We start from the raw sequence: 19,288 nt of genomic DNA, 5'->3' as shown, positions 1-19,288 counted from the left end.
CTCCGATGAATTTTTCCCAATTCTTCATTTCACGGCCGATCTTCGCAGCGGTGCTGTCGCTGCTGATCCTGATCGCCGGTGCGATTTCGCTGTTCCAGTTGCCGATCAGCGAATACCCGGAAGTCGTGCCACCGACCGTGGTGGTGCGTGCCAACTTCCCGGGCGCCAACCCAAAAGTCATCGGTGAAACCGTGGCGGCTCCGCTGGAGCAAGCCATCACCGGCGTCGAGAACATGCTGTACATGTCCTCGCAGTCCACCGCTGACGGCAAGATCACCCTGACCATCACCTTCGCTCTGGGCACTGACCTGGACAACGCGCAGGTGCAGGTGCAGAACCGCGTGACCCGGACCGAGCCGAAACTTCCAGAAGAAGTGACGCGCATCGGTATCACCGTCGACAAGGCTTCGCCCGACCTGACCATGGTTGTGCACTTGACCTCGCCGGACAAACGCTACGACATGCTGTACCTGTCCAACTACGCGATCCTCAACATCAAGGATGAGCTCGCTCGCCTCGGCGGTGTCGGTGACGTGCAGCTGTTCGGTATGGGCGACTACTCGCTGCGTGTATGGCTCGACCCGAACAAGACCGCTTCGCGCAATCTGACCGCAACTGATGTGGTGACCGCGATTCGCGAGCAGAACCGTCAGGTGGCCGCCGGCCAATTGGGCGCGCCCCCTGCGCCGAATGCCCAGAGCTTCCAGCTGTCGGTCAACACTCAAGGCCGTCTGGTCTCCGAGGAAGAGTTCGAGAACATCATCATTCGCGCTGGCGATAACGGTGAAATCACTCGTCTGAAGGACATCGCCCGCGTCGAACTGGGTTCCAGCCAGTACGCCCTCCGTTCGTTGCTGAACAACCAGCCGGCCGTAGCGATCCCGATCTTCCAGCGTCCTGGTTCCAATGCCATCGAAATCTCGAACGAAGTTCGCGGCAAGATGGAAGAACTGAAGAAAAGCTTCCCGCAAGGCATGGACTACAGCATCGTCTATGACCCGACGATCTTCGTGCGCGGCTCCATCGAAGCGGTGGTTCATACCCTCTTCGAAGCACTGATTCTCGTGGTACTGGTGGTGATTCTGTTCCTGCAGACCTGGCGCGCCTCGATCATTCCCTTGGTGGCGGTGCCGGTATCGTTGATCGGTACGTTTGCGGTGATGCACCTGTTCGGTTTCTCGCTCAACGCCCTGTCGCTGTTCGGCCTGGTACTGGCGATCGGTATCGTGGTGGACGACGCCATCGTGGTGGTCGAGAACGTCGAGCGGAACATTGAACTGGGGCTCAACCCCTTCGATGCGACCAAAAAGGCCATGGGCGAAGTGACCGGCCCGATCATTGCCACGGCGCTGGTGCTGTGTGCGGTGTTCGTACCGGCGGCATTCATCTCGGGCCTCACCGGTCAGTTCTACAAGCAGTTCGCTCTGACCATCGCCATTTCGACCGTGATCTCGGCTTTCAACTCGCTGACCCTGTCGCCAGCGCTGGCCGCTGTGTTGCTTAAAGGTCACGACGCACCGAAAGACCGTTTCTCGCGAGTGCTGGACAAGATCTTCGGTGGCTGGCTGTTCCGTCCGTTCAACCGTTTCTTCGACCGCGCCAGCCATGGCTACGTCGGCACCGTGCGCCGGGTCATCCGTGGCAGCGGCATCGCCCTCTTCCTGTACGCAGGCCTGATGGTGCTGACCTTCTTCGGTTTCTCCAGCACGCCGACCGGTTTCGTACCCGGCCAGGACAAGCAATACCTGGTGGCCTTCGCGCAACTGCCGGACGCCGCGAGCCTCGACCGCACCGAAGATGTGATCAAGCGCATGTCCGACCTGGCACTGAAACAGCCGGGCGTGGAAAGCGCCGTAGCGTTCCCGGGCCTGTCGATCAACGGCTTCACCAACAGCCCGAACGCCGGCATCGTGTTCGTGACCCTGAAACCGTTCGACGAGCGTAAAGACCCGAGCATGTCTGCCGGTGCGATTGCCGGTGCCTTGAACGGCCAGTACGCCGGGATTCAGGAAGCCTACATGGCGATCTTCCCGCCACCACCGGTACAAGGTCTGGGCACCATTGGTGGTTTCCGCCTGCAAATCGAAGACCGGGGCAACCTGGGCTACGAAGAGCTGTACAAGGAGACCATGAACATTATTGCCAAGAGCCATAACGTTCCGGAACTGGCCAACCTGTTCACCAGCTACACCGTGAACGTGCCGCAGGTCGATGCCGCCATCGACCGGGAAAAAGCCAAGACCCACGGCGTGGCCGTCAGCGACATCTTCGACACCCTGCAGATCTACCTGGGTTCGCTGTATGCCAACGACTTCAACCGCTTCGGTCGTACCTATCAGGTCAACGTTCAGGCCGAGCAGCAGTTCCGCCTCGAATCCGACCAGATCGGCCAGCTGAAAGTACGCAACAACAAAGGCGAAATGATCCCGCTGGCGACCTTCATCAAGGTCAGCGACACCTCGGGCCCGGATCGCGTGATGCACTACAACGGCTTCATCACCGCTGAAATCAACGGTGCGGCAGCTCCGGGCTACAGCTCCGGCCAGGCCGAAAAAGCCATCGAGAAACTGCTCAAGGATGAACTTCCGAACGGCATGACCTACGAGTGGACCGACCTGACCTACCAGCAGATTCTGTCCGGCAACACTGCGCTGTTCGTGTTCCCGCTCTGCGTATTGCTGGCGTTCCTGGTACTCGCGGCTCAATACGAAAGCTGGAGCCTGCCACTGGCGGTGATCCTGATCGTACCGATGACCCTGCTGTCGGCCATCACCGGTGTGATCATTTCTGGTGGCGACAACAACATCTTCACCCAGATCGGCTTGATCGTACTGGTTGGCCTGGCGTGTAAGAACGCGATTCTGATCGTCGAGTTCGCCAAGGATAAGCAGGAAGAAGGCCTCGATCCGCTGGCCGCTGTACTGGAAGCCTGCCGTCTGCGTCTGCGGCCGATCCTGATGACCTCGTTCGCATTCATCATGGGTGTGGTGCCACTGGTGTTCTCCAGCGGTGCCGGTGCCGAGATGCGTCATGCCATGGGTGTGGCGGTGTTCTCCGGGATGCTCGGTGTGACCTTCTTCGGTCTGCTGCTGACCCCCGTGTTCTACGTGCTGATCCGCAACTTCGTGGAGCGCAGCGAAGCGCGCAAAGCGGCGAAGGCGAACAATCTTCAAAAGCCACTGGAGGCGCACCAATGAGTCTGAAAGTCTTCCTGCCGAGCCTGCTGGTGCTGGCCCTGAGTGCCTGCGCCGTCGGCCCTGACTACAAGACCCCGACGACGGAGGCGGCGAATATCACGTCCGCCACCGATGGCGCCGCCGGCCAGAAGAACTTCGACCGTTCGAAATTCGAAGGCATCTGGTGGCAGCAGTTCGACGATCCGACTCTCAACCAGTTGGTGACCCAATCGCTGCAAGGCAACCGTGAACTGCGCGTGGCATTCGCCCGCTGGAAAGCCGCCCGGGCAATCCGCGACGACGTCAGCAACGACGCAATGCCGACCATCACCAGCCGCGCCAGCAGCGACCTGGCCAAAGGTCAGATTCCGGGCCAGACCACCAAACGGGTCAACAGCGAACGCTACGACCTGGGTCTGGACATGGCGTGGGAGCTGGACCTGTTTGGACGCATCCAGCGCAATCTGGAAGCCAGCGACGCCGACCAGCAAGCGGCCGAAGCCGATCTGTATCAACTGCAAGTCACCATGATTGCCGAACTGGTGGACGCTTACGGTCAACTGCGCGGCGCCCAGCTTCGGGAAAAGATCGCCCTGGCCAACCTGAACAACCAGCAGGAGTCGCGCAAGATCACCATCAGCCTGCGTGACGCCGGCGTTGGCGATCAGCTCGATGTTGAACGGGCCGATGCCCGTCTGGCGTCGGTCGAAGCCAGCGTGCCGCAGTTGCAGGCGGAACAGGCCCGGCAGAAAAACCGCATCGCCACCCTGCTGGGTGAACGTCCGGACAAGCTGACCGTCGACCTGAGCCCGAAAGACCTGCCGGCGATTGCCAAGGCCTTGCCGATCGGTGATCCGGGCGAACTGCTGCAGCGTCGTCCGGACATCCTCAGCGCCGAACGCAGACTGGCTTCGGCCACGGCGCGTATCGGTGTGGCCAAGGCCGACCTGTTCCCACGGGTCAGCCTCAGCGGTTTCCTCGGCTGGACGGCCGGACGTGGTTCGCAGATCGGTTCCTCGGCGGCCAACGCCTGGGCACTGGGCCCGAGCATCACCTGGGCAGCGTTCGACCTCGGTAGCGTGCGGGCCCGTCTGCGCGGCGCCGATGCCGATGCCGAAGGCGCACTGGCGACCTACGAGCAGCAAGTATTGCTCGCGCTGGAAGAGTCGGAAAACGCCTTCAGCGATTACGGCAAACGTCAGCAACGGCTGATCTCGCTGATCCGCCAGAGCGAATCAAGCCGCAAGGCTGCCGATCTGGCTGAAATCCGCTATCGCGAAGGCACCACCGACTTCCTGGTGTTGCTCGACGCCCAGCGTGAACGTTTGAGCGCCGAAGACAGCCAGGCCCAGGCCGAAGTGGATCTGTATCGCGGCATAGTCGCGATCTACAAGGCCCTCGGTGGCGGTTGGCAGCCAGAGGCGGTCGCCAGCAAGTAAAAGGTTTTTAAAGAGCTCCTTTGGTTGGCCGCAACCAACCAAATTTTTTGCCCCGCGTATCATTCGGTCGCGGGGCTTTTTTGTACCTGTCTTTCTCGGTTTTCCAGCACTGTGACCGTCGCCGTGGTGCCGGCTCTCAATCGATCCTTGCCTGCGTAATCAGGGTCGATGCCGATCCGCACCGGTACCCGTTGCGCCAATTTCACCCAGGTGTAGCTGGGGTTGATGTTGGCCAGCAATCGACTTCCCGGGGCGTTTTCCCGGTCGGCAATGGCGAAGGCGATGCTTTGCACGGTTCCACCGAATTTTTCCCCGCTCATCAATTCGATCCGCACACGATCACCCTCCTCGATCCGTGGCAGTTTGGTTTCCTCGAAATAGCCGCTGACATAAAAGGAGCCGCTGTCCACCAGTGCCAGCAGGGCGCTACCGGCCACCGCGTAATCCCCCTGACGGGTCAGCAGATTGGTGACGTAACCGCTGACCGGCGCTTCGACTCGGGTACGTTGCAGATCCAGTTCGGCCTGGGTCAATGCAGCTATCGCCAGTTGCACGTTGGCTTCAGCCAGACCGAGATTGGCCTGATTGCGCAACAGATCGGCCTGGGCAACCGCCACGTCAGTACTGGACTTCTCCCACTCCTCCCCGGAAATCGCGAACCCTTGCTTGAGCGTGCGTCGCCGGCGTTCTTCGCTCTGGCGCTGTTTGAGCAACGCTTCGCTGGCGACAATCGCCGCTTGCGACTGCCCGAGCGTGGCCTTTGAGACCTCCACCGAGCGTTTCGCATGCTCGACCGCGAGGCTGTAACGAGCCGGGTCGATCTCCAGCAACAACTGGCCCTTGTCGACATGCTGGTTGTCCTGCACCGCCAGTGTGACGATGCGGCCCGAAACATCCGCCGACAGCGTCACCACATCCGCCCTCACCCGCGCATCCCGCGTCCACGGAGCTCGGGTGTAATGTTCCCAGGCAAACCAGCCAAGCACGATTGCCAGCAGCACCACTGCCAAGGTCGTCAATCGAGTGAGCAACGTCTTCAAGGTTTCAGGCTCCCATCAGCAAAATCAGTGTGGCGCACACGCAGGCGTACAAGGCGCCCTCGAACAGCGCCTCATGCCAGACAAAACGCAGGACGCCAAGCCGGCGCAAACCCCAGTCGAGCAGCAGAAAAACCGGTATGGCCAGCAACAAGGCCTGGGCGATAGGAGGCAAGTAAACGCCGCCGATCTCGAAATCAATGGGCAAGGACGGACTCTCCTTCAGAACGGTCGGGCTGCAAATGTTCGCCATGCCGCTCCAGAAACGACACCACGATCAACAGGGCCACTCGCATGCGAAACACCGACCATAGGTGTTCATGGGTGGCGACATGCAAGGCATCCAGCTCATCGCCGAGCGAATGCAGCGTAGTCAGCAACGGTGTCAGGCGCACATCCGGTCGGCCGGCGACGAAACGACCGGTCTGACGCAATGCCGTCGACAGCTGCCGACCAAAAGCGTCCGTGAGCAAGGCGTTGTTCTGTGCCTGTTGCCTCAGTTGGTGCATGGCCACGCCCAGCGCCACGCAGGCGAGACTGATTTCATACAGGCGCTGCATGTCCCGATCGTTGGCGGCGGGTAACACGCCCAGCATTGAAGTCAGGCGATCGACCATTCGACTTTCGAAGGCGAATTGCTCTTCGTCGGTAGCCGGGCTTTTTGTCAGTTGATAGACCTGCTCCCGCGCCTCGTTATAAAAGCGCCTGATTCGAAAGGCCGGGCGAAAAGGGAAGATCCAGGCGTAGACAATCAAAGCCAGCATCGCCGCACTGACATAGGCCCCGGCGAATTCGAACCATTGAATGGCGGTGTTCTGCCCGGTGCCGACGTTCTGCGGACCGAGCATCAGGAAACTCGACAGCCCCAGCCCCATTCCGATACCGGCGGTGGCCGGGCTGGACAGTCCGACCGCGATCACATACAGCAAAGGCGCGAGCAACAAGGCCAACATTTCGAAATCACTGATCGCCGGGACCAGCATGAACTGATAAAACGCCGAAACCACCAGGGCCAGTCCCAACCCTCGCGCGTAACTCTGCGCAGCAACCAACGGGCGCGGAAACGTCGCCATCAGCGAACACAGAATCCCCACCAGAATCATCCCGCCCCGCGCGCCGTCCCAGGCGGTTTCGATCCAGATCAGTCCGGCCACCAGTAACGCGCTGAATGCGCGGATGGCGTTCATCGTCGCGAGCGTGAAATCCAGGTGCAAGGGGCTGGACTGGCCACGGAACATGCAGCTGGCCTCCCGGCCTTCCTGTATCGCATCGCTCAGTTCGAGAATCTGCTCCAGTTGCTGCAACAGCCGCGCCTGTTCCCAGCGCAATGCCCAGGCCAGCGAGCGCAGGGTTGCACTCATGTCTTCCGTCAGTTGTTCGGCCTTGTAGGCCAGCGCTTCGAATTGCTGTTGCAGCGCGACGAACTGGTGCCGCACCTCGGCTGGCAGTGAGCGTCCTTGCTGTGCGAGCTGATCAAGCAGTGCCAGCTCCTCGGCACGCAATTGCTGGATGTCCAGCGGCAGATCGCCCTCCCAGCGTTCGGTGAGCAATTCCCGTTGGTGACGTAATGCGGTCAGGCGCGAAGTCAGCAGCATCAGCTGATTGCCCAGCAACAGCACCAGATTGTTGGCACTGCGCAGGCGTGGAGCATCGAAATACAAGTGCCGGCGCAGGCCTTCGAGGGCGCTGATCTCCCCCAGCAGCTGCATTTGCCGACGCTGAAAGTCCGCTTCGCTTTCTTCGGTGCGCAGCACGGCGGCGGCATGGGTGGCGGCGAGCTTGATCACCTGATCAACCTTCGCGAAATAGTTGCGTGATACCGCCTCGGGCCGCGCCGTCAGCAGGCTGACCACGCATACGCACGCCACCGCCAGCAAGGTTTCGGTAACCCGGGTCACCGCCAGCAGAAAGGTGCCGTCCTGATCCGGAATCGCCAGCAGCGCCACCACCACGGCGGTATACCCGCTCAACACGAACGCCTGGGAACTGGTGTAGCGCAGCAACGTGCCGCCCGCCGTGCACAGGGCCAGCCACAGCGCCAGGGTCGTGATGAACGGCAACGGCGCCTGGGGAAAGATCGCCATCAGCACCACCGCCACCACCGCGCCAAGGGTTGTCCCGATGATTTGCCCGAAGCTGCGTGCCAGCGCCATCCCGGCCAGTGGCTGGCTGATGATCACCACGGCCATGATCGACCACTTCGGCTGATCCAGGTCGAACAGGAACGCCAGGTACAAGGTCAGCAATCCGGCGGCAATGGTGCGTAAACCAAACAGCAGCACGGCCTGGCTGGGGTGGATCACCGCCTTGAAATAAACAAGCAGGGATTGCATGGGTAGCCTCTTCGAAACAACTTCTGCAAGCGTAGACACTGCATGGAGGGCATGACGGCAAACAGAGTCGACACAAGCTGTAGGTCGATTCAACGCCTGTAGTAGGCCATATCGGGCAGAGGGTTTGACTCACGGCGCGAGCTGACAGAAGCTTGCGACCTCCGCTACAAAACGAAAGTTTCGGAAATTCGCATGCCTCAGTCTCGCCGCTATTTGCTCATCAGCCTCGGCCTTGTGTTGGTCCTGCTCGTTGGCTGGCTGTCTTTTCGCAGCACAGTGCCGGTTGTGCCAGAAGCGATCAGGCATGGTTACAGTGAAGCGCTGGACGCCGCTCGTGCCGGTCAGCCGGGGGCCGCGCGGGTTCTGTATCAACAGCTGGGACGTCCGGATTTGTCCGCCAAGCGGCGGGTCTGGCTGCATGCCGAACTGCCCAATTACCCGAGTCCGCAAGCCTTGAAACTGGCGGATGCCGATCTGCAGCATGAATCTCCCGACGTGCGAATGGCAGCCATCAGGAGCGTGACCGGTCTGGTGCCCGGTGGCCAGCGCAGCCTGCTGCTCGGCCCGTTGCTCGAGGATGAAGATCAGAACGTTCGTTTTGCGGCAATCAACGCCCTGCTCGGCTTGTCGCCGGATCAACTGGGCCTGTATTTCGCCCCGCTCCAGCAAGGCATCGATGTGTGGGAGCAGGCGCTCAAGAGTCAGCCGGAAAGCGCCGCCAACTACGTGCAACTGGCGCGCCTGTATCTGCACAACGCCGAGTTGAAACAGGCACAGGAAGCGCTGGAACAGACCTTGCGTCTCGACCCCGGCAACCTGCCGGCGCTGGTGATGCAGATCGAAGTGCTCGATCGTCAGGGTCAGAGCGACGCCGCGCGACAATTGCTCGCCCGACAATTGAAGGCCCAGCCTGACTCGGCTTATCTGCAACATGCGCTGGGACTCTGGCTGCTGCACCACGATCAACGCGAGTACGCCCTGCTCGGTTTGTCCAAAGCCGTGGAGCTCGAGCCCGATAACAAGGACTATCGCTACGACCTCGCCACGACCCTGCACAGCGCCGAAGAACTGGAAGCGGCGCAAAAGCAGTTGCAGGAAATCGTCCAGCGTCATCCTGCCGATCGTAAGGCGCGGGTGTTGCTGATCAACTACTGGAAAGAAAGCGGTCAGTTGCAGAACGTGCAGATTCTGCTGGCGCAGCTCGAACAGATGAACCCGGACGATCCCTCTTTGCAGCAAGGCCTCTAGCGGCCTTCTCGACATCCCGCAAGAAAATCGGAACCGTCGTCACGGCAAAAGGTCAAGTAAACAGGCAGTGCCAAACGGCGTCCGGCGCCCGCTGCCGCGTTTCCCCTAGTCATGAGAGGGCATTTTTTGTCTACATCGAACGCGTTGATCAGTGCAAAAGCCGCCACCGGCATCGAGGGTCTCGACGATATCCTGGCTGGTGGTTTGTCCCGCAGTCATGTTTTCTTGCTGGAGGGCGAGCCTGGAACCGGTAAAACCACAGTCGCGTTGCATTTTTTGCTGGCCGGCGCCCGTGCCGGCGAACGTTCGTTGTACATCACGCTGTCCGAAACCGAGCGCGAATTGCGCCAGGGCGCGGCGTCCCACGGTTGGGAACTGAACGAAAACATCGAAATTTTCGAGCTGACGCCGCCCGAAAGCCTGCTCAACGCCGAGCATCATCAGAGCCTTCTGTACTCCTCGGATCTTGAACTGGGCGAAGCGACCAAGCAGATTTTCGAAGTGGTCGAGCGGTTCAAACCCACGCGGGTTGTGCTCGACAGCCTCCCGGAAATCCGCCTGCTGGCGCAAAGCTCCCTGCGCTACCGTCGACAGATCCTGGCGATCAAGCATTATTTCGTGCGCTACGACGCCACGGTTTTGCTACTGGATGACCTGACCACCGAATCCCTCGACAAAACCGTGCACAGTGTCGCTCACGGCGTGATCCGCCTCGAAGAACTGACCCCCAACTATGGCGCCGAACGACGTCGCGTGCGGGTGATCAAGTATCGTGGCCAGAAATACCGTGGCGGCTTCCATGACTTCACCATCATGGGCGATGGCGTGCACGTCTTCCCGCGCCTGGTGGCGGCGGAGCACCGGGGCGATTACCCGCGGTTGCAACTGTCCAGCGGCATCAAGGAAATGGACGCCCTGCTCGGTGGCGGTATCGAGACTGGCTCCAGCACGCTGATTCTGGGTCCGGCGGGGACCGGCAAATCCTTGATCACCATGATTTTCGCGGCAGCCGCCGTGGCGCGTGGTGAAAAGGCCGCGCTGTTCATTTTCGACGAAGAACTGGGCCTGCTGTTCGAGCGCATGAATAACATTGGCATCGACCTCAAGGCCCTGCAGGCCACCGGCAATCTGCTGATCGAACAGGTGGATGCTGCCGAGCTTTCTCCTGGCGAGTTTTCCCACCGGGTGCGACGCTGCGTCGATGAAGGTGACATCAAGACCGTTGTGATCGACAGCATCAACGGCTATCAGGCCGCGATGCCGGAAGAGAACGCGCTGGTATTGCACATGCACGAACTGTTGCTGTACCTGAACCGCAAGGGCGCCGCGACGTTCATGACCGTCGCCCAGCATGGACTGGTCGGCGACATGCAGGCCCCGGTAGACATTACCTACCTCGCCGACACAGTGATTCTGCTGCGTTATTTCGAAGCCCTCGGCAAGGTACGCCGGGCGATTTCGATCATCAAGAAACGTACCGGCAGCCATGAATCGACCATTCGTGAATACCGCATTTCCAAGCAAGGCATGACCATCGGTGAACCGCTGGAAGCCTTCCAGGGTGTGCTGCGCGGAGTCCCCACCTACCTCGGCGCGAGTAACCCGCTGCTCAAGGATGACAACTTGTGACCCTCACCGTACCGCTGTCGGAACGGGCGTTGATTCTTGCGCCCCAGGGTCGCGACAGCCAAGTGGCGCTGATGATCCTCAACGAGGCCGGATACGGTGGCCTGATCACGCCCGATCTGGCCACCCTGTGCACCGAACTCGAGCCTGGCGCCGGGCTGCTGCTGATCGCGGCCGAGGCCCTGAATGGTCCGGAACTCGAAGGCCTGCTGCTGTACCTGGAGCAACAACCGGCGTGGTCTGACTTGCCAATTGTCTTGCTCACCCATCACGGAGGATCCGAACAAGGGCCCTCGTCGCAGCTCAGCAAATTACTGGGCAACGTGACGTTCCTTGAACGCCCTTTTCATCCGGCAACGTTGGTCAGCCTCATTTCCACCGCCCTGCGCGGGCGACGACGACAATACGAAGCCCGCGATCGCCTGATCGATCTGAGCAATAGCGAACGGCGCCTGCAATCGACCCTCGAAACCCTCGAGCAACAAGTCGAAGAGCGCACCGCACAGCTGCGGCACAACGAGGAAGCCCTTCGACAGTCGCAGAAGATGGAAGCGGTCGGCCAGCTCACCGGCGGTATCGCCCACGACTTCAACAACATGCTGACCGGCATCATCGGCAGTCTTGAATTGCTACGCCGTCGGTTGGCCCGTGGCCGCCTGGATGATCTCGACAGCCTGATCGACCTCGGTGTGACTTCGGCCAACCGCGCCGCCGGCCTGACCCATCGGCTGCTGGCGTTTTCCCGTCGCCAGTCGCTGGACTCCAAAGCCGTGCATATGAACGATCTGGTGCAGTCGATGGGCGAGCTGCTGCAACGCAGCCTCAACGAAAGCATTCAGCTGGACATGCGTCTGCACGAAAAATTGTGGGTGGCCGAGGCCGACCCCAATCAATTGGAAAGCGCCCTGCTCAACCTTGTCATCAACGCGCGCGACGCAATGCCCGACGGCGGCAATCTGGTGGTCGAGACGAAGAATCAGGTGCTGGATCGCGACTACACCGCGACCTATAGCAATCTGGAGCCCGGTGATTACGTCGTATTGAGCGTGACTGACAATGGCTGCGGCATGCCGGAAAGTGTCATCAATCGCGCGTTCGACCCGTTTTTCACCACCAAGCCAATCGGCCAGGGCACGGGGCTGGGTCTGTCGATGATTTATGGCTTCAGCAAGCAATCCGGTGGTCATGTGTCGATCGACAGCAAAATCGATGAGGGCACCACAGTCAAACTCTATCTGCCGCGCTTCCAGGGTGAATCACTGCCTCACGCACCGGTTGACATGGAGCAGGCGCCGGACGCCGTGGAAGGCGAAACCGTATTGATTGTCGAGGACGACCCGGCCGTGCGCGTGCTGGTCAGTGCGGTATTGAGTGAATTGGGTTACAGGTTTGTCGAGGCCGGCGACGCTGACGGTGCCATGCCGATTCTGGATTCGGAGCAACGCATCGATCTGCTGATCAGTGACGTCGGCCTGCCGGGCATGAACGGTCGGCAGCTGGCGGAAATCGGCCGGCAATACCGGCCAGACTTGAAGGTCCTGTTCATCACCGGTTATGCCGAGCACGCGGCGGTGCGCGGCGGCTTCCTCGACTCTGGCATGCAGATGATCACCAAGCCGTTCACCTTCGATCTGTTGACGGCGAAGGTGCGGGAAATGATCAAGAGCTGAGGCGGTTGACGCCTCAGGCCAGCAGTTCCTGAATCTTCTCCTGCAACACATCCAGATCGAACGGTTTTTCCAGGATCGGTGCCCGACGAGTGATCGGGCTGCCGGTCTCGCGGATTTCCTGCGGATAGCCGCTGATGAAGATCACCTTCAGATCCGGGCGCAATTTGACGGCAGGCTCGGCGATCTGCACGCCGGAGATCCCGCCAGGCAGGCGGAAATCAGTAATCAACATGTCCAGATGCGGCTTGCTCGCCAGAATCTCGAACGCCTGCTCGCCGTTTTCGGCCTGCAATACGCGATAGCCCTGGCCTGACAAGTAATCGGTCAGGACCATCAGGATCACCGGTTCGTCCTCGACGACGAGTACTACATCTTGTGCATCTACGCTCATGGGAAGCCTTTGTTCGGTCAATAGCTGCTGATACGACCGTGTGGTCACTCAGAGGTTGCGTTTGTTTTGCCGTTTTCCTGGAGCGGCAGACAAACGCGAAACAGGGCGCCCTCGTTGATCTTGCTTTCGACGACGATGGAGCCGCCATGGGCGGCGACGATCTGCTCGGAAATGAACAGACCCAGCCCGAGGCCGGCCACCACCGTCTTGGCGGAGACCCGTTCGAACTGTTGAAAAATGCGTTTCTGGTTCTCCTCGCTGATGCCGATGCCCTGATCCTGAACTTCGACCCGAGCCTCATTGCCTTCGCGATAAACCCGAACCTGGATCGGACTTTTGCCGCCATAACGCAACGCGTTGGTCAGCAGGTTCGACACCACCTGCTCGATACGGAATTCATCCCACTGCCCTTCCACCGGCTCGGTCGCGGTGAAGCTGACTTCGGTCTCGGCAGCTTCGATCTGCTGGGCGAAATTCTCCAGCAGAGTGCCCACCAGTTGCGCGAGATCGAAGCGACTCGGTCGGATCGACAGCTTGCCGGTGCGGATCCGCGACACGTCGAGCATGTCCTCGATCAGCCGGATCAGGCTTTTGATCTGGCGCTCGTCGCGGTCGACCATGGCGTGCATCTTGTCGAGGGTGAACGCGGCGGCGTTGTCCCGGGCCAGGTGCATCTTGCGCAGTTGGGTCTCGAGGATCAGGCCGTTGAGCGGCGTGCGCACTTCATGGGCGACGATCGACATGAAATCGTCACGCATGCGCACCGCCTGCTCCAGTTCGCCCTGGGTGCTTTGCAGTTGCTGCAGCAGCGCTTCCTGTTCGCGACGACTCTGCTCCAGGGCTTCGACCTGTTGCTTCATCGCCTTGCTCTGGCGGTACAGGTCGACGAAGACGTTGACCTTGCTCTTCACCGCATGGATATCCAGCGGCTTGTGCAGGAAGTCCACAGCACCGCTTTCATAGCCTTTGAACGCGTAATTGAGTTCACGGCCGGCAGCGCTGACGAAGATGATCGGGATGTTTTTGGTTTTCTCGGTACCACGCATCAGCTCGGCCAGCTCGAAGCCGTTCATGCCGGGCATCTGCACGTCGAGGATGGCCATGGCGAATTCGTGTTGCAGCAGCAGCGACAGTGCTTCGTCCGCCGACAATGCTTTGTAGACGGTGCGATCCTCACGTTTGATCAGCGCTTCGAGGGCCAGCAGGTTCTCGGGCAGATCGTCGACGATCAGCAGTTTTGCCTGGATATTACTCAGCATGCGATTCGTTCCAGCTCGACAAGCAGACGGCCGATGCCGTTTATGGGAAGGATGTAATCCGGTTGATGCGTTTTCAGTGCCGCGCGAGGCATGGTGGCGACCTGCGCCTCGTCGGGGTCCTGCACGATGGTCAGGCCGCCCAGGCGTTTGACTTGCGCCAGGCCCCGTGCGCCATCGTGGTTGGCGCCGGTCAGCAACACGGCGGCTAGCGCCGGCCCATAGGCATCGGCGGCGGATTCGAACAGAAAGTCGATCGAAGGCCGCGAATGATGCAGGCGGTCTTCAAGGCTCAGCGACAGGCTGAAATCCTGTTCTACCGACAAGTGATAACCCGGCGTCGCGAAATACACGGTGCCGGGGGTGATGTCCTGCTTGTCGATGGCCTCTGCGACCGGCAGCGCCACTCGCCGGGCAAACACCTCGGCGAGCTGGCTGCGGCGCTCTTCCGGCAAATGCAGGACGATGATGATCGGCAGACCGAACCCGGCACGCAGTGAACCAAGCAAGGTCAGCAAAGCCTCAACGCCACCGGCGGAAGCTCCGACCACAATCGCCCCGACACGAGGCAAATCCGCTGCACTGTTCATGATTTACGGTAGATCCGTTCTTGTTTCACCAGCGGTTCGAACTGGTTGGAGTAGCCGGAAAAATCCAAAGTTTCCTTGCTGCCCAAGACCAGGAATCCACGGTGGCACAATGATTCATGGAACAACCCGAACGCTCGATCCTGAAGTTTTTTGTTGAAGTAAATCAACACGTTACGACACGAAATTAATTGAGTTTCGGAGAATACACTATCGGTCGCCAGGCTGTGATCGGCGAAGGTCACGTTCTCGCACAGGCTCTTGTCGAAAATCGCGTAGCCATAGGCTGCAGTGTAGTAGTCGGCAAACGAGCGCTGACCGCCGGCCTGCTGATAGTTGGCGGTGTAGGCGCGCACGTTTTCCATCGAAAAGATCCCCTGCTTGGCCTTGTCCAGCGAGCGCGGGTTGATGTCGGTGGCGTAGATGATCGTGCGGTCGAGCAGGCCTTCTTCGCGCAGCAGGATCGCCATCGAGTAGACCTCCTCGCCGGTGCTGCAGCCGGCGATCCAGATCTTGATCGACGGATAGGTCTTGAGCAGCGGCACTACTTCCTGACGGATCGCCAGGAAGTGCGACGGATCGCGGAACATCTCGCTGACCGGGATCGTCAGCAATTGCAGCAACTGCATGAACGCCGTCGGGTCGTGCAGGACTTTCTCCTGCAAGGCCGAGATGGTCGCGCACTCGAACTGGCTCAGCGCGTGTTGCACCCGGCGCTTGATCGAGGCGCCGGAGTAATCGCGAAAGTCATAGCTGTACTTGAGATAAATCGCCTCAATCAACAGCCGCAGTTCGATTTCACTGTTTCGTTCAACGGGATTACTACGTTCCACTAAATGCGTTCCATCTTCGGCAACCACACGCGAATCAGCGAGAACAGGCGATCCAGGTCAATGGGCTTGGCCAGGTAATCATTGGCGCCCGCCTGCAGGCAGCGCTCCTGATCGTCCTTCATGGCCTTGGCCGTCACCGCGATGATCGGCAGCTTGCGCCAGCGCGGATCCTTGCGGATTTCCATGGTGGCTTCGAAACCATCCATTTCCGGCATCATCACGTCCATCAGCACCAGGTCGATGTCCTCGACTTCATTCAGTTTTTCAATCGCTTCACGACCGTTACGGCCGATCACCACGACTGCACCCTTGGTTTCCAGCGCACTGGTCAGGGCGAAGATGTTGCGCACATCGTCGTCCACCAGCAGCACTTTGCGACCCTCGAAGACCTTGTCGCGGCTGCGGGCGGTCTTGAGCATCTTCTGCCGTTCATGGGACAACTGCGATTCGACTTTGTGCAGAAAGAGTGTGACCTCGTCCAGCAGGCGTTCCGGCGAGCGGGCGCCTTTGATGATGATCGAGCGCGAATACTTGCGCAGTTCGGCTTCTTCGTCGCGGGTCAGGTTGCGTCCTGTGTAGACAATGACCGGCGGGAACGAGCAAATATCCTCGGTCGACATGCGCTTGAGCAGGTCGTTGCCGAGCATGTCCGGCAGCTTCAGGTCGATGACCATGCAATCGAAGATCGTCGTGCGCAGCAGTTCCAGTGCGTCTTGCGCCAGGCCGACAGCAGTGATTTCGATGTCGTCATCACCGATCAGACGGGCGATGCTTTCGCGTTGCAGATCGTCGTCCTCCACCAGCAGCACGCGTTTGACCTTTTGGGTCAGCTTGGCCTCGAGACGGGCGAACACGTCCTTGAGCTCTTCGCGGGTAGTCGGCTTGACCGCATAACCGATGGCGCCCATGTGCATCGCCGCTTCGACGCGGTCTTCCACGGAAATCACGTGCACCGGGATGTGGCGGGTTTCGGCGTGTTCTTTCAGGCGTTGCAGAACGGTCAGGCCCGAATGATCCGGCAGGCGCATGTCCAGCAGGATCGCGTCCGGCACGAATTCTTTCGCCAGGTCGTAACCTTCATCGGCGCCGTGGGCGACCAGGCACTGATAGCCCAGTTCATGGGCCAGGTCGTAGAGGATGTGAGCGAAATTCGGCTCGTCTTCCACCACCAGAATGCAGCGGGTAGTGAACGGTGCCTTGTTGCGGTCGTCGTTGAAGCGCGGGATGTCTACGGGCGCCAAAGGCGAAACCGCTGCGACAGGCGCGATGACCGGCGCAGAGGCCGGCGGGCTGAAGGTCAGCGGTGCAACCGGCGTATCACCTGGTTCGTTGTATTGCTGCGGCAATACCAGCGTAAAGGTGCTGCCCTGCCCCGGCGCGCTGCTGACGCTGATCGAGCCACCCAGCAAGGTCGCCAGATCCCGGGAAATCGACAGGCCCAGGCCAGTGCCACCGTATTTGCGGTTGGTGGTGCCGTCGGCCTGGCGGAAGGCTTCGAAAATGCTTTCCTGCTGATCTTGCGCAATCCCGATCCCCGAGTCGCGCACAATGAAAGCGATGCGATCGTCCGGCTGGCCGGCGATGGTCAGGCTGACCGTGCCCTGCTCGGTGAATTTTACGGCGTTGGACAACAGGTTCTTGATTATCTGTTCCAGACGCTGGCGATCGGTGAACAGAGTGATGGGCGCATCGGGCTGCAATTCGACGGTGAACGTCAGTTTCTTGTCCGCCGCCAACGGTTCGAACACGCTGCGCAGGCCATCGGCCAGGCGCGCGACACTGGTGTTTTCCGGCATCACTTCGAGTTTGCCGGCTTCCACCTTGGAAATATCGAGAATGTCGTTGATCAGGTTGAGCAGATCGTTGCCGGCGGAATAGATCGATTCGGCAAATTTGACCTGCTCGGCACTGAGGTTGTCCTGCGGGTTTTCTGCCAGCAGCTTGGCCAGGATCAGCGAACTGTTGAGCGGCGTGCGCAGCTCGTGGGACATGTTGGCGAGGAATTCGGATTTGTACTTGCTCGAACGCTGCAGCTCTTCGGCGCGTTCTTCGAGTTGTGCCTGGGCCTGATTGAGCTCGGTGTTCTTCTGATCCATGGCGTCGCGCTGCTCGGCCAGGGTCTGGGCCTGTTCGGCCAGTTGCTCGTTGGTCTGTTCCAGCTCGACTTGCTGGGTTTCCAGATGGGCCTGGGATTCCTTGAGAATGCGCGACTGCTCCTCCAACTCTTCATTGGCGGTTTTCAACTCTTCCTGCTGCACCTGCAACTCTTCATTGAGTTGCTGGGTTTCGGCCAGCACTTCCTGCAGACGCTGGCGATAGCGCGCCGCTTCGATGGACGTACCAATGTTGCCGGCGATCAGTTCCAGCAGCGCCACGTCGCGATCGGTGAGCGGACGCAGGAAACCGAGCTCGATCACACCGTTGACTCGTTCGTCATCACTGGTAGGCACCACCAGCACACTGTGCGGCAGGCCTTCACCCAAGCCGGAACTGACCTTGAAGTAGTCGGAAGGCACCGAATCGAGACGAATCAGCCGAGCCTGCTGGGCGACCTGCCCGACAAGGCCTTCATCGCTGTAGATCACTTGATTCTGTTGTTCCTGTTCGCGGGAGAATCCGTAAGTCGCCACGCGTTTGAGGCCGCCATGTTCCTCGCGCACATACAACGCGGCCACGGCGGTGCCGAGGTACTGGGCGCAGAATTGCAGAATATTGCGCCCCAGCAGATTGACCGTCAGTTGCCCCAGCACTTGCTCGGCGAGCTGGGTCTGGCCGTTGCGCAACCAGGCTTGCTGTTCCAGACGTTTTGCACTGGCCTCTTGCGCCGCCAGGGTCGCGCCATAGCTTTGCGACAGGTTGACCAGATCGCGCCGACCGACATAGGCCAGCAGACCGCTGATGCCGGCCACGAACAGCAGATAAAGGCTGATGCTCCAGATCGTGGTGCGGCGCACGTCTTCGTTGCGTGAAGCACGCAGCAACTGTTCGGTTTCAATTACATCTTCGAACTGTTTACGTATTTCGTCGGTCAGGCGCTTGCCCTTCCCCGCTTTGACCGCGGACTTGTAATCACCGCTCGCGCGTTGCAGATCGATCATCGACTGCGCATACGTCGCCCACTCGGTTTGCAGCGCCTGAAGACGACGCAGGCGGTCGGTTTGAGCCGGATTGTCGGCAGTCAGTTCAAGCAAGGTATTCAGTGCCACGGCGATGCGGGGCTTGGCCGTCTCGTACGGGTCGAGGAAGTGCTCGTCGCCGCTGAGCAGATACCCGCGCATGCCGGTTTCCAGATCCACGGTGAGTTTCACCGCTTCGTTGGCGTTATTGATCACCCGGTCGGTGTGCTCCACCCACTGAATCACGGACAACAAATAGGTGATCAATGAGATGAAAAACACCGCACTGATCACGCCGACGCCCAACGGCAAACTGACGTTGCGGCTCAAGAGTTTGCGAAACCGTTGCTCATCAACCGAAGACGGAGAGGACATGTGGCAGCCTTGTCGAACTGGTGAAAACCAGGGAGTTTGCCCCAAAACGGCACCATGGATCCATTTTTCTCACAGCTTTAGTACTGTTTTCCCACAATTGCCTGCGCCTAATCCAAGGTCAACGGTTATCCTTGCCCCCCCCGTTTGCGCCTATTCTTTTTTGTATCCATTCGGGAACTTGTGGCTATGCGCCACTTACTC

Annotated in this window: 13 protein-coding genes; 5 read left to right on the top strand and 8 right to left on the bottom strand. The window is 60.0% G+C overall.

All coding sequences use genetic code 11. The features are described from left to right. Positions 1-5: 5 nt before the first annotated feature. Entirely contained in the window at positions 6-3,197 is a 3,192-nt protein-coding gene (locus EIY71_RS00705) for an efflux RND transporter permease subunit (RefSeq protein ID WP_085745737.1), read from the top strand. Further along, the gene (locus tag EIY71_RS00700; protein ID WP_134019883.1) at positions 3,194-4,615 is read left to right on the top strand and encodes an efflux transporter outer membrane subunit; all 1,422 of its coding nucleotides are present in this window, start codon (positions 3,194-3,196) and stop codon (positions 4,613-4,615) included. The genes EIY71_RS00705 and EIY71_RS00700 overlap by 4 nt, the downstream gene beginning before the upstream one ends. 59 nt (positions 4,616-4,674) lie before the next feature. Here EIY71_RS00700 and EIY71_RS00695 read toward each other — a convergent pair whose 3' ends face one another. From EIY71_RS00695 to EIY71_RS00685, 3 genes are read right to left on the bottom strand one after another with little or no spacing between them, the layout of a single operon-like run. Further along, positions 4,675-5,655: an HlyD family secretion protein gene (locus EIY71_RS00695; RefSeq protein WP_085745739.1), complete on the bottom strand. Its 981-nt coding sequence runs from the start codon at positions 5,653-5,655 to the stop codon at positions 4,675-4,677. Between the two features lie 4 nt (positions 5,656-5,659). Continuing rightward, complete coding sequence (locus EIY71_RS00690) at positions 5,660-5,860, bottom strand: DUF1656 domain-containing protein (protein WP_085745740.1); 201 nt, start codon at positions 5,858-5,860, stop codon at positions 5,660-5,662. Next, positions 5,850-7,985 (bottom strand): FUSC family protein, encoded by a 2,136-nt coding sequence (locus EIY71_RS00685; RefSeq protein ID WP_102686207.1) that lies wholly within the window; start codon positions 7,983-7,985, stop codon positions 5,850-5,852. The genes EIY71_RS00690 and EIY71_RS00685 overlap by 11 nt, the downstream gene beginning before the upstream one ends. Before the next feature lie 192 nt (positions 7,986-8,177). On the opposite strand from EIY71_RS00685, the gene EIY71_RS00680 reads away from it, so the two are divergent. From EIY71_RS00680 to EIY71_RS00670, 3 genes are all read left to right on the top strand, one after another. Next, on the top strand, positions 8,178-9,233 hold the full coding sequence (locus EIY71_RS00680; RefSeq protein WP_085745742.1) for a tetratricopeptide repeat protein: 1,056 nt from the start codon (positions 8,178-8,180) through the stop codon (positions 9,231-9,233). Positions 9,234-9,359: 126 nt separating this feature from the next. Further along, positions 9,360-10,862 carry an ATPase domain-containing protein gene (locus EIY71_RS00675; protein WP_134019880.1) on the top strand — a complete coding sequence of 501 codons (1,503 nt, stop codon included), beginning with the start codon at positions 9,360-9,362 and terminating at the stop codon, positions 10,860-10,862. Further along, complete coding sequence (locus EIY71_RS00670; protein ID WP_085745743.1) at positions 10,859-12,529, top strand: ATP-binding protein; 1,671 nt, start codon at positions 10,859-10,861, stop codon at positions 12,527-12,529. The genes EIY71_RS00675 and EIY71_RS00670 overlap by 4 nt, the downstream gene beginning before the upstream one ends. A 13-nt stretch (positions 12,530-12,542) precedes the next feature. Here the strand turns inward: EIY71_RS00670 and EIY71_RS00665 are convergent, their stop codons facing one another. From EIY71_RS00665 to EIY71_RS00645, 5 genes are read right to left on the bottom strand one after another with little or no spacing between them, the layout of a single operon-like run. Beyond that, complete coding sequence (locus EIY71_RS00665) at positions 12,543-12,920, bottom strand: response regulator (RefSeq protein ID WP_007954537.1); 378 nt, start codon at positions 12,918-12,920, stop codon at positions 12,543-12,545. Positions 12,921-12,964: 44 nt separating this feature from the next. Further along, the gene (locus EIY71_RS00660) at positions 12,965-14,179 is read right to left on the bottom strand and encodes a hybrid sensor histidine kinase/response regulator (RefSeq protein WP_085603811.1); all 1,215 of its coding nucleotides are present in this window, start codon (positions 14,177-14,179) and stop codon (positions 12,965-12,967) included. Further along, positions 14,173-14,766 (bottom strand): chemotaxis protein CheB, encoded by a 594-nt coding sequence (locus tag EIY71_RS00655; protein WP_085745744.1) that lies wholly within the window; start codon positions 14,764-14,766, stop codon positions 14,173-14,175. The genes EIY71_RS00660 and EIY71_RS00655 overlap by 7 nt, the downstream gene beginning before the upstream one ends. Next, positions 14,763-15,596: a protein-glutamate O-methyltransferase CheR gene (locus EIY71_RS00650; protein WP_085603817.1), complete on the bottom strand. Its 834-nt coding sequence runs from the start codon at positions 15,594-15,596 to the stop codon at positions 14,763-14,765. Before EIY71_RS00650 ends, EIY71_RS00655 begins: the two co-directional genes overlap by 4 nt. Beyond that, a complete protein-coding gene (locus tag EIY71_RS00645) occupies positions 15,596-19,087 on the bottom strand; it encodes a response regulator (RefSeq protein WP_085745745.1) in 3,492 nt (1,163 codons plus the stop codon). Before EIY71_RS00645 ends, EIY71_RS00650 begins: the two co-directional genes overlap by 1 nt. Positions 19,088-19,288 lie beyond the last annotated feature (201 nt).

This window comes from Pseudomonas sp. CH235, from assembly GCF_004368175.1.
Lineage (GTDB): Bacteria > Pseudomonadota > Gammaproteobacteria > Pseudomonadales > Pseudomonadaceae > Aquipseudomonas > Aquipseudomonas paraglycinae.
This window is presented reverse-complemented; position numbering and strand designations above follow the sequence as displayed.